This is a genomic window from Paenibacillus xinjiangensis, from assembly GCF_059686975.1.
The window spans coordinates 150,678-161,639 of record NZ_JCAALS010000009.1 but is presented as its reverse complement, the minus strand read 5'-3'; the positions used below and the strand labels follow the sequence as shown (position 1 = coordinate 161,639).

The 10,962-nt window shown below is 50.7% G+C and carries 9 protein-coding genes; all 9 read left to right on the top strand.

Going from position 1 to position 10,962, the window contains the following annotated elements; all coding sequences use genetic code 11:
* Positions 1–5 precede the first annotated feature (5 nt).
* Positions 6–1,049: a phosphoribosylformylglycinamidine cyclo-ligase gene (gene purM / locus AC6ESP_RS11470; protein WP_497096905.1), complete on the top strand. Its 1,044-nt coding sequence runs from the start codon at positions 6–8 to the stop codon at positions 1,047–1,049.
* Positions 1,049–1,663 (top strand): phosphoribosylglycinamide formyltransferase, encoded by a 615-nt coding sequence (purN, locus tag AC6ESP_RS11465; RefSeq protein ID WP_497096858.1) that lies wholly within the window; start codon positions 1,049–1,051, stop codon positions 1,661–1,663. Before purM ends, purN begins: the two co-directional genes overlap by 1 nt.
* 360 nt (positions 1,664–2,023) lie before the next feature.
* Entirely contained in the window at positions 2,024–3,574 is a 1,551-nt protein-coding gene (purH, locus tag AC6ESP_RS11460) for a bifunctional phosphoribosylaminoimidazolecarboxamide formyltransferase/IMP cyclohydrolase (RefSeq protein ID WP_497096857.1), read from the top strand.
* A 36-nt stretch (positions 3,575–3,610) separates the two neighbouring features.
* On the top strand, positions 3,611–4,879 hold the full coding sequence (gene purD, locus AC6ESP_RS11455) for a phosphoribosylamine--glycine ligase (RefSeq protein ID WP_497096856.1): 1,269 nt from the start codon (positions 3,611–3,613) through the stop codon (positions 4,877–4,879).
* Between the two features lie 283 nt (positions 4,880–5,162).
* Positions 5,163–6,086 (top strand): polysaccharide deacetylase family protein, encoded by a 924-nt coding sequence (locus tag AC6ESP_RS11450; protein ID WP_497096855.1) that lies wholly within the window; start codon positions 5,163–5,165, stop codon positions 6,084–6,086.
* A 12-nt stretch (positions 6,087–6,098) separates the two neighbouring features.
* Complete coding sequence (locus AC6ESP_RS11445; RefSeq protein ID WP_497096854.1) at positions 6,099–7,532, top strand: FG-GAP repeat domain-containing protein; 1,434 nt, start codon at positions 6,099–6,101, stop codon at positions 7,530–7,532.
* Positions 7,533–7,570: 38 nt separating this feature from the next.
* Positions 7,571–8,353 carry a response regulator transcription factor gene (locus AC6ESP_RS11440; RefSeq protein ID WP_497096853.1) on the top strand — a complete coding sequence of 261 codons (783 nt, stop codon included), beginning with the start codon at positions 7,571–7,573 and terminating at the stop codon, positions 8,351–8,353.
* Complete coding sequence (locus AC6ESP_RS11435; RefSeq protein ID WP_497096852.1) at positions 8,350–9,762, top strand: sensor histidine kinase; 1,413 nt, start codon at positions 8,350–8,352, stop codon at positions 9,760–9,762. The genes AC6ESP_RS11440 and AC6ESP_RS11435 overlap by 4 nt, the downstream gene beginning before the upstream one ends.
* A 370-nt stretch (positions 9,763–10,132) precedes the next feature.
* Entirely contained in the window at positions 10,133–10,957 is an 825-nt protein-coding gene (locus AC6ESP_RS11430) for an alpha/beta hydrolase (RefSeq protein ID WP_497096851.1), read from the top strand.
* Positions 10,958–10,962: the final 5 nt, after the last annotated feature.

Genomic DNA, 10,962 nt, shown 5'->3' with positions numbered 1-10,962 from the left:
CTGAAGTGGCAGAAGCGTATAAAAAGGCCGGTGTCGACATTGCAGCTGGCAATGAAGCGGTCGAGCGGATGAAGAAGCATGTCAAGAAAACGTTCCGTCCGGAAGTGTTGACGGATCTGGGTGGCTTCGGCGGCCTGTTCGGCCTCGATAAGAATAAATACGAAGAGCCTGTACTCGTGTCAGGAACAGATGGAGTCGGCACGAAGCTGAAGCTAGCTTTTGCAATGGACAAGCATGACACAATCGGTATCGACGCGGTTGCGATGTGCGTGAACGATATTATCGTTCAGGGCGCTGAACCTTTGTTCTTCCTCGATTATCTGGCATGCGGCAAAGTCGTTCCTGAGAAAATCGAAGACGTAGTCAAAGGAATCGCGGACGGCTGCGTACAAGCTGGCTGCGCGCTCATTGGCGGCGAGACAGCAGAGATGCCTGGTATGTACCAAGGCGATGAGTATGATATTGCTGGCTTCACGGTTGGCGTAGTGGACAAGAAGAAAATTATCGACGGCACGACGATTGCTGCTGGTGATGTTGTGCTTGGCTTCGCATCAAGCGGTATTCACAGCAATGGCTTCTCGCTCGTTCGTCGTCTCCTCCTTGAAGAGAGCGGCTATGCGCTGGACCAGAAGCTTCCTGAGCTGGGGGATGCGGTACTCGGCGACGTTCTAATCGAGCCAACTCGCATCTACGTGAAATCAGCGCTTAAGCTGATTGAGCAAGTGAATGTAAAAGGCATGGCGCATATTACAGGCGGCGGCTTTATCGAGAACATCCCTCGCGTACTGCCAGAGGGCGTTAACGTGGACATCGAATATGGCTCATGGCCGATTCTTCCTATTTTCCAGCTGATGCAGGACAAAGGTGAGATTACGAACCGTGACATGTTCACGACTTTTAATATGGGCATCGGACTAATCGTAGTAGTCTCAGCTGATCAAGCAGAAGAGGCGCTTCGCATTGCCGCTGAGCTTGGCGAGCAGGCTTACCGTATCGGAACTGTAACGGAAGGAAGCCGAATCGTTACGTTCACGGGGGCGGAAGTGTAATGAGACAATTGCGTTTAGCCGTCTTCGCATCAGGGCAAGGAACGAATTTCCAGGCCCTGATCGATGCGGTGCAACAAGGAAGGCTCGATGCAACCATCGAGCTTCTTGTTTGTGATAAGCCATCCGCTCCAGTAGTCGAGCGGGCAAGGAAGGCTGGCGTGAACCTATTCGTGTTCACGCCTAAGGAATATCCGTCTCGTGAGGCTTATGAGACGGATATCCTGGCAGAGCTAGAGCGGCGAGGCGTTGAGCTGGTTGTGCTCGCGGGCTATATGCGGATCATCACGCCGGTGTTGGTCGAGCCCTTCTATGGCCGGATGATTAACATTCATCCATCGCTCCTGCCGGCATTCCCCGGCGTGAACGGCATAGGGCAGGCGCTGGATTACGGCGTTAAGCTGACAGGCATCACCGTCCACTATGTGGACGGCGGCCTCGACAGCGGACCGATCATCGCGCAGCGCGTTATTGAAGTGCTGGCGGGCGACACGGAAGCGTCGCTCGGCGAGCGGATCCATGCGGCCGAGCAGCAGCTGTTGCCGCAGGTCGTGCAGCATATCGCACATGGCCGCGTCCAGCTGGACGGGCGCCATGTGACGGTGCAAGGCAGCTAAGGCGTCTGCTGGCTGCCTGCAGGGTTCGCGTGCGGCAGCTTCGCGCCGTCAGTGCGCGCCAAGCGGTGATCTAAGGTCGAAAACGACCTTAGATCGCGCTGGAGCGAGCGAAAAGCGTCAACTAAGTCCGAAAACGACCTTAGTTGCGGTGTAACGGCTGCGCCGCGTGCGCCAAGCGGTGATCTAAGGTCGAAAACGACCTTAGATCGTGCTCGAGCGAGCGAAAAGCGTCAACTAAGGCCGAAAACAGCCTTAGTTGCGCCTTAATGGGCCGCAGCATTATTTTACAAATAGCAATCCCATATTGGGGCTTGAATAGATAACAAACAGGATGCAATTATTTCGAGGAGGGTAACGACTGTGGCAATTCGTAGAGCGTTAATTAGTGTATCTGATAAAACCGGCATTGTAGAGTTTTCCCGTGAGCTTGCCAATCAAGGCGTGCAAATTATTTCGACGGGCGGTACGTTCAGTCTGCTTGAGAAAGAGGGCATTCCAGTCATTGGCATTTCCGATGTAACCGGATTCCCCGAAATTCTAGATGGCCGCGTGAAGACGCTTCATCCGGCTGTACACAGCGGACTGCTCGCTGTACGTGATGATGAAGAGCATCAGAAAGTCATGCAAGAGCTTGGTCTTGATTACATCGATCTCGTTATCGTTAACCTCTATCCTTTCAAGCAGACGATCTCGAATCCGGAGGTTGCTTATGCAGATGCAATCGAGAACATTGATATTGGCGGACCGACTATGCTTCGTTCTGCGGCGAAGAACCATGCTTTCGTTACTGTTGTCGTAGATGCTGCTGATTATGCTTCCGTCCTTGAAGAAGTGAAAGCTGGTGGCGACACGACGCTTGAGACTCGCAAACGCCTGACTGCCAAAGTATTCCGTCACACAGCTGCGTACGACTCCCTGATTGCTGATTACCTGTCGAAGCAGGTTGGAGAGCCGCTTCCTGAGAGCTATACGGTTACTTATGAGAAGGTACAGGACCTTCGTTACGGCGAGAATCCGCATCAAAAGGCTGCATTCTACAGCAAGCCGCTGGCTGCTGCAGGCAATATCACGACTGCTGAGCAGCTGCATGGCAAAGAGCTGTCTTACAATAACATTAACGACGCGAACGCTGCGCTTGCTATCGTGAAAGAATTCGATGAGCCGGCTGTCGTAGCCGTTAAACATATGAACCCTTGCGGCGTAGGTATCGGCGCTGACATCCATGAAGCGTATCAAAAAGCATACGCAGCTGACCCTACCTCGATCTTCGGCGGTATTGTTGCTGCTAACCGTACAATCGGGGCGGATACGGCTGAGCTGCTTAGCCAGATTTTCCTCGAGATCATCATTGCGCCAGACTTCACGCCAGAAGCGCTTGAAATTCTGACGAAGAAGAAAAACATTCGTCTGATGAAGCTCGGAGAGCTGTCAGCATCTGCTGCTGAGCGCAAGCCGGAGTGGCTGCTTACGACGGTTGACGGCGGCATGCTCGTACAAGAGAGCGATGTACGCAGCCTCACTGAAGCTGATCTGCAATTCGTAACGGATCGCAAGCCAACCGATGAAGAACTGAAGCAGCTGCTGTTCGGTTGGAAGGTTGTGAAGCATGTGAAGTCGAATGCGATTCTGCTAGCTAAGAACAACATGACTATCGGTGTTGGCGCAGGCCAAATGAACCGCGTTGGCGCAGCACGCATCGCTATAGAGCAAGCAGGCGAGCAGGCAGTAGGCTCCGTACTGGCATCAGATGCCTTTTTCCCAATGGGAGATACGGTTGAGCTTGCAGCCAAAGCTGGCATTACGGCGATTATTCAGACCGGCGGCTCCATCAAGGATGAAGAGTCGATTGCCGCAGCTAACGCTAACGGGATTGCTATGGTACTGACAGGCGTAAGACACTTTAAGCATTAAGACTTGTAATTTGTAGCAGGAGGGGTATTTCAAATCATGAGGATTTTAGTAGTAGGCGGAGGCGGACGCGAGCATGCAATCGTCTGGGCGCTGAAGAAAAGCGAGAAGGCTAAAGAGATTTTTTGTGCACCTGGTAATGCCGGCATCGCTCAGTTAGCAGAATGTGTTCCGATTGAAGTGAACCAATTCGATGAGCTCGTTCAGTTCGCGAAGGACGCAGCGATCGACCTCGTCATCATTGGTCCAGACGATCCTCTTGCTGAAGGCATTGTCGATGCATTCGAGGCGCATCACATTCCAGTATACGGTCCGAACAAAGCAGCGGCTGAAATTGAAGGCAGCAAAATCTTCATGAAGGACCTGCTCAGGAAATACAACATTCCGACGGCGAAGTACGAGACGTTCACTGAATACGAAGCGGCGCTTTCCTATCTGCGAGAGCAGGCTTTGCCAATTGTTATCAAAGCAGACGGATTAGCCGCAGGCAAAGGCGTCACGGTTGCTGCAACGCTTGAAGAAGCGGAGAAAGCGCTGAAGGATGCGATGCTCGATAAAGTGTTCGGAGACGCTGGCAACCAGATCGTTATCGAGGAATTCATGGTTGGCGAAGAAATGTCTATTCTTGCCTTCGTTGACGGTGAGACAGTGAAGGTTATGGTGCCTGCACAGGATCATAAGCCCGTATTCGACGGCGATAAAGGACCGAACACTGGCGGTATGGGCACGTATTCCCCGCTTCCGCATATTGCGCAGTCTATCGTCGATGAATCAATCGAGAACATCATCATACCTACTGCAAAAGCGATGGTTAGCGAAGGGCGTCCGTTCCGCGGCGTACTGTTCGCAGGTCTAATGATTACGAAGGATGGCCCAAGAACGATTGAATTCAATGCTCGTATGGGTGATCCAGAGACACAGGTTGTCCTGCCTCGATTGAAGACAGACTTTGTTGATATCGTATTGGCTTCCTTGAACGGCAGACTGGATCAGCTTGATCTGGAATGGAGTGGAGAAGCAGCAGTATGCGTCATCGTTGCATCTGAAGGCTACCCAGCAAGCTATCCGAAAGGCCGCGTCATTGAAGGGCTTGAAGCTGCTGAAGCGCAAGGGGCGCTAGTATTCCATGCGGGTACAGCACAGAAGGATGGACAGATCGTCACGAACGGTGGACGAGTTCTCGGTGTCGTTGGCCGCGGTCAAGATATCGCAGAAGCACGTGCTCGTGCCTATGAAGCGGTAAGTGTCATTCATTTTGATGGGATGCACAGCCGATCTGACATTGCTGCCAAAGCACTCAAGGGTTAACCATTATAGTAGAATGCAGCGGTGCTGATTCTGCTGACCATAGACATTCGAACTAGCTTTGCTAGTTTGGGTGTCTTTTTGTCTAATGGGAGGAGTGGTTATGATTCGGATCGTTAAATAACGCAGGCTAATAGATTTCGTCTACGCTGCTAACGATTACGGATGTCGCAGCTCATTGTCAATATAAGACGAATTTTGCAGCAGGTGTAACTTATTTGTAACTCACTAACTCTATCAATCCTGTAGGATGAATCTATCAGCAGGAAATAGAAAGGTGAGAGTGATGGATTGGAGAAAAAGGAAGCTTCGTCGTCGTCGTATGGTTGGGGTCATGGTTATGGTTGTTGCAGCTGCAGTATGGTTGGGAGGCTACAGCAGCGGTTATTCGTTCGGAATGTCTTCACTGCTTCCCATATCGATAGGGAATGGTAAGGCTGTCAGCGAGAAGCCCGTTGATGTAGAGATAGAGGAAGGTGTGCTGGTGGATTATCCACGGCCGCCGGATAAGACGATTATCGCAGTAGACGACACGAAGCAAGAGCCTGATTCCAATCATCCTGATGCGGTCTCGCCACAGCCGACGCAGAAGCCGGGACAGACGGTGAAGCCGCAGCCGACAGAAAAGCCGGCGATAGAGGAGAAAGTTGTCGCACTTACGTTCGATGATGGACCAGATGGCCGTTATACACCTGCAATATTGGATATATTGAAGGATAAGGATGTGCATGCGACATTTTTTGTCGTAGGCCAGCAAATTAAGAAGGATCCTGACGTTCTGAAGCGTATTGTAGAGGAAGGGCATGCTGTTGGCAATCATTCGGCTAATCATAAAAATCTAGCTAAGCTTACTAATGCTGAAGTGTTAGAAGAGATCACTGAAACAGATGAGATGATTCAAGAAGCAGTCGGCTTCACACCAGAGCTGTTCAGAGCTCCTTACGGCTCCGTGTCGGACACGTTGAGGAACGTTCTGGATAACCTAGACAGAGAGCTCATAGGGTGGGATGTGGATACGCGCGATTGGGCGGGAACATCGATAGCCGATATGAGAGCGAACATTAAGAAGAATACGAAGCCTGGCAGCATTATCCTCATGCATTCCTTCGGCAGCAAGAACATAGCGCATACCGTTCAGATGCTGCCAGACGTAATCGATGATTTGCGTAAAATGGGTTATACATTCGTTACAGCCGATCAATTACGATAGGAGGCTGACCTTTTGATCATATCAAGAATAAGCAGGGTGGCTCTCGCGGCCGCCTTGCTTTGTCTATTCGCGACTGGATGCCGATATACGGCTGCACCGAGCGATCTATTAATGAAGCCGACAATGTCGCCGGATAAGGAAGCACTCATGGAAGTGGTTAATCATTCACTGCCGCAGTATGGGAAGCTTACACTGCCGCTGCGTGAGGACAAGCAGGGTGCGGTACGCCAAGCAGATCTGAACGGTGATGGTGTTCAGGAAGCCATCGTATCCTATTACAATGAATATAGCTCGCCGGAGCTGATGGTATTAAGGTTCGTCTCGGGAGTGTGGAAGCCTTGGGTGTTCATTCAGCAAGCCATGGCCCGTCAGATAGACTGGATACAGCTGGGCGATTTCAATAAGGATGGACAGATAGAGCTTGCGATTGGGTGGATAGGCGCTTATGAGAGTCCGAATCAGGTGGACTATTATTCTTTTCAGACGAAGCCTGAGCGCAATGAATATGGGAAGCTTGCGCTGCAGCCGATGAAATCTCTTCCGTACGTATATGCCGATATGGGTGACATCAATGGAGATGGGGAAGTGGAGCTGGCTGTTATATCCTCGGATGGCATGATCCAGGATATCGAAGCGCCGCGCTATCGGCTTACACTCTATGACTGGGAAGACGGGGAGCTTAGTCAGCTTCAGGAGCTGGAGCTGTATTCTTACGTGGATGGATATGATCGGATGCTGATCGGCCAGGTATCGCCCCGCCAGCACGGCATTGTCGTGGAGGCCTCGCTGGGAGCACACTCGATGTATACAGCCATGTACGCGTGGGATAACGGGAAGCTTAGACTAGTCTACCCTACAGCCATACCTCAGAATGAGCAGGAGGACGTAGAAATTTCGATTACCCCAGTTAAGAGTGAGGATGTCAACGGTGATGGCATTATTGAGCTTATGAAACCGCGAGAGGCACCCGGATATTCGGACTTATCCTATGCAGAGACGATCTTTATTAACGATTGGGTGCAATGGGATGGAAAGGGTGGATTTAGAGCTGTCAAAGAAGAGTATAGCAACTACGCCCATCGACTGAGCTTCACTATTCCGAAGCAGTGGAGCGGGCATTATACGCTGCGTGCCCCTCAAGTGGAAGAAGGCGAAGAAGATTACGGGATTGTAACCGTCGAATATTGGAATGCAGAGACAAGCTTCAAGACCGAGCTGGCGACTCTGTACGGTGTGCCCCAGCAATTATGGGGAGAGGTTGAGGCGATGTGGAAGGAGCAGGGGCGCTCTATTCATGTGCTGAAGACGGGCGGCGGACTCGTCTACTCGGTGAATCTTATAGCGGAGCCCCCGTCAGGGCTGTCAGCGACGGATCAGCAAGCGTTCGAAGCGATGCTGCAGGAGAAAGATAAGCTGGACCAATTATTCCATCTCATTCAAGAGTAGCTTTACTTAACGGACTAACGGGATGAAGCGGGTGAACTATGCGTATTTTATTGTTAGAGGATGAAGAGTCCATTCGTGGATTTATAAGAATTAATCTTAAGCGCAACGACATGGAGGTCATCGAGGCTGATCATGGAGAGGCAGCGCTGCTGCTTGCTGAGACGGAGGGACCATTCGATATAGCACTGCTCGATGTGATGCTGCCAACGATTAGTGGATTTGAGGTATGCGAGCGTCTGAGGCAGCTCTACCCGAGCATGGGCATTATCATGCTCACCGCCAAGTCACAGGAAGAGGACAAAATCCATGGGCTTGAGCTTGGAGCTGACGATTACGTTCAGAAGCCCTTCAGTCCAGGTGAGCTGATTGCCCGAATTAAATCGCTCCATCGCAGAATGAAGTCGGCAGATTCTTCAGTGCTCTCGCCATCATCAGCTTCAACCTCGATCTCGACCAATGCGGCCCCACAGGAGACTCCTATTCCTCAGCAGCATGCTCAGCAGGATGAGGACGAGCTGCGAATCGGCAGATTCAGATTGTCTGTCTCTGAGCGCAAGCTATGGAAGGATAATGAGGAGATTGTCCTGACTCCAACCGAGTGGACGCTCGTTAGGCTGTTGATGGAGCGCGAAGGCAAGAATGTGAGCCGTGATGTCATATTGACCGAGGTATGGGGCCGTTATTATGTCGGGGATTTGAAGGTTGTTGACGTGAATATCCGGCGAATTCGGCAAAAAATCGAGAGTAATCCATCGGAGCCTGCTTTTATAGAGACAGTATGGGGACTTGGATATCGGTGGAAACGGAGCGAGGGCAGATGAAAAGTCTGAAAACGAGAATGGTATGGAGCTATCTGCTGCTGATTGTTCTTGTCGTAGCTGTACTTGGCGTCCTATTCGTATCGCTCATATGGAATTATTATTACGGCAGTGCTCAGAGCACGGTGAAGCAGCGTGCCGTATCGGCGCTTACCGTTCACAGCCGCTCGTTATCCTCGCTTAAAGTGCATGACCAAGCTGAATATATGCTTCAGTATATGGTAGAGCGTGATGTTCAATTGCAATTGCTCGATAATGCCGGAACAATCCGAATGGATTCTGACGGGTTCACAGAAAATACGAAGTATTCGACACCTGATGTGCGAATGGCGATCAGCGGAGCAGCAGGCACTTGGCAGGGAGATGATCCGTATTATGGGGAGCGGGTAACCTCGGTTACGATACCGGTTTTCAATGATACCAAGGTCGTCTCTTTGCTGCGCTACTCAGCATCCTTGAGTCAGATCGATGCAATGGTCAATCAGCTGCTCCAAATGACGGTCTTCGTGGGACTCGCTGTTATTCTGCTGTTCTTAGGCCTAAGTCTATGGCTGGCTACGAAAATTGTCGGCCCGATACAAGAGCTTACTCGTGCAGCGCGATATATGGCGGATGGAGATTGGACAAGGCGGGCAGTGAAACGGAGCAATGATGAAATCGGTCAGCTGTCGGAGACGTTCAATACGATGGTCGTTGAGCTCAATAAGCGGGAGAAGCTTAAGAATGACTTCATCTCCTCCATCTCTCATGAGCTGCGAACACCGCTCACCTCCATCAAAGGCTGGAGTGAAACGCTCAAGGAAGGCGACCCTGCCAATGATGAGGAGATGAAGCTTGGACTTCATATTATAAGCAATGAAACCGAGCGTCTGTCAGGCTTAGTCGAGGATCTGCTCGATTTCTCCAAGCTGTCTGCAGGCAGTATGGAGCTTCATCCGGAGCTGCTGGATCTGAACAGTCCGGTAAGGGAGACGGTCCATCAGCTCGCTGTTCGTGAACAAAAGACGGGTGTACGTCTGGTGGCATCGATAGGGAAAAGCCCTATATTCGTTGATGGGGATGCCAATAGGCTTAAGCAGGTTATTATCAATCTGATTGATAATGCCTTCAAGTTCACGCCAGTCGGAGGCACGATACACGTGAGCACCACCATAGAGCTAACCTACGCTCTGCTAACGGTAGCCGATACAGGCGTTGGTATTGCTGCGGAGGATTTGCCTCATGTGACAGAGAAATTCTATAAGGCAAATACGGCGCTTGGCGGCAGCGGAATCGGGCTTGCTCTCTGCAAGGAAATAACGGAGCTGCATGGTGGAGAGCTGACGGTAGACAGCGAGCCTGGAGCGGGAACCGTGATTAAGATTAAGCTTCCGATTAGCAATAGCAATAGCAATAGCAATAGTGCGGAGTAGTGCAGCCTCTGCTGCTCTCCACACTTCTGCTAATCCTTGGAGAACAGCATATCGCGGTTGAACAGCACATATAGTGCAGCGATGACAGCGCCGGCAATGATCATAACAGACAGCCAATGATCAACTAACCATTCAATCCATAATGGCATGAGACGTAAGCTCCTTCGTTATAGGGTCGATATAATATCCTCGCCATTAGGGTGTTCTTGAGCAGGCTTGACTATTCACTTTACGGCAATGGAATGATTAATAGGAAATGGTGTTGACACATGAGGGTTGTCGATGCTATTCTATTTTTAATATAATTCATAGTATTCGGGTAGGAATTAATAATTATAAGATGAGCTTTTTACTGCAGGAGGTCATGTCATTGGAAAAACATTTGGTGCTGCGTCATGAAGGACTTGAGCTTGCTGCTACACTTCATTATCCTACAGACCATGCAGGGCAGGATGATAATACGAAGCGACAAGCAATCATTATCTGCCACGGTTTTATTGGCAGCCGCATAGGCGTAGATCGGTTATTCGTTAAATCTGCTCGGGCGCTTGCAGAGCAAGGCTCTTATGTTCTTAGATTCGATTATGGCGGATGCGGTGAGAGCACAGGCGACTACGGAGCCCTTGGCTTCGACAGTATGGTCGACCAGACACGAGCCGCGATTGATTATATTTCGAGCATGGATTGCGTCGATCCACGGAGGATCGTATTGCTTGGCCATAGCCTTGGCGGAGCGGTAGCGATTATGACTGCCGTGAAGGATAAAAGGGTAAAAAGACTCATTCTGTGGTCAGCTGTGGCGTACCCGTTCAATGACATCGTTCGGATTGTAGGCCGCTCCAGCTACGACGAAGCCGTGAAGACAGGCACCTCTGATCACAGCGGATATTCGTTGCAGCCGGTATTCTTCGAATCGCTGCTGCAGCATCAGCCATTCCAAGCGGCAACTCGCTTCGGAGGAGAGGTGCTTATTGTCCATGGTACAAGTGATGAGTTGATTCCCGTCGACTACAGCTTCCTCTATCAGAAGGTGTTCTGGACACGCAGCGAAGGCTTATGCGACAAAGAAATAATTTTTCAAGCGAATCACACTTATTCCTCCAGACAGCACCAAGAAGAAGCGATTCGTGTCACAGCGGATTGGCTGACTGGACTGGATAAGAAACAGCAGGAGTGGCATAACTGGAGCATCTAGCAGGA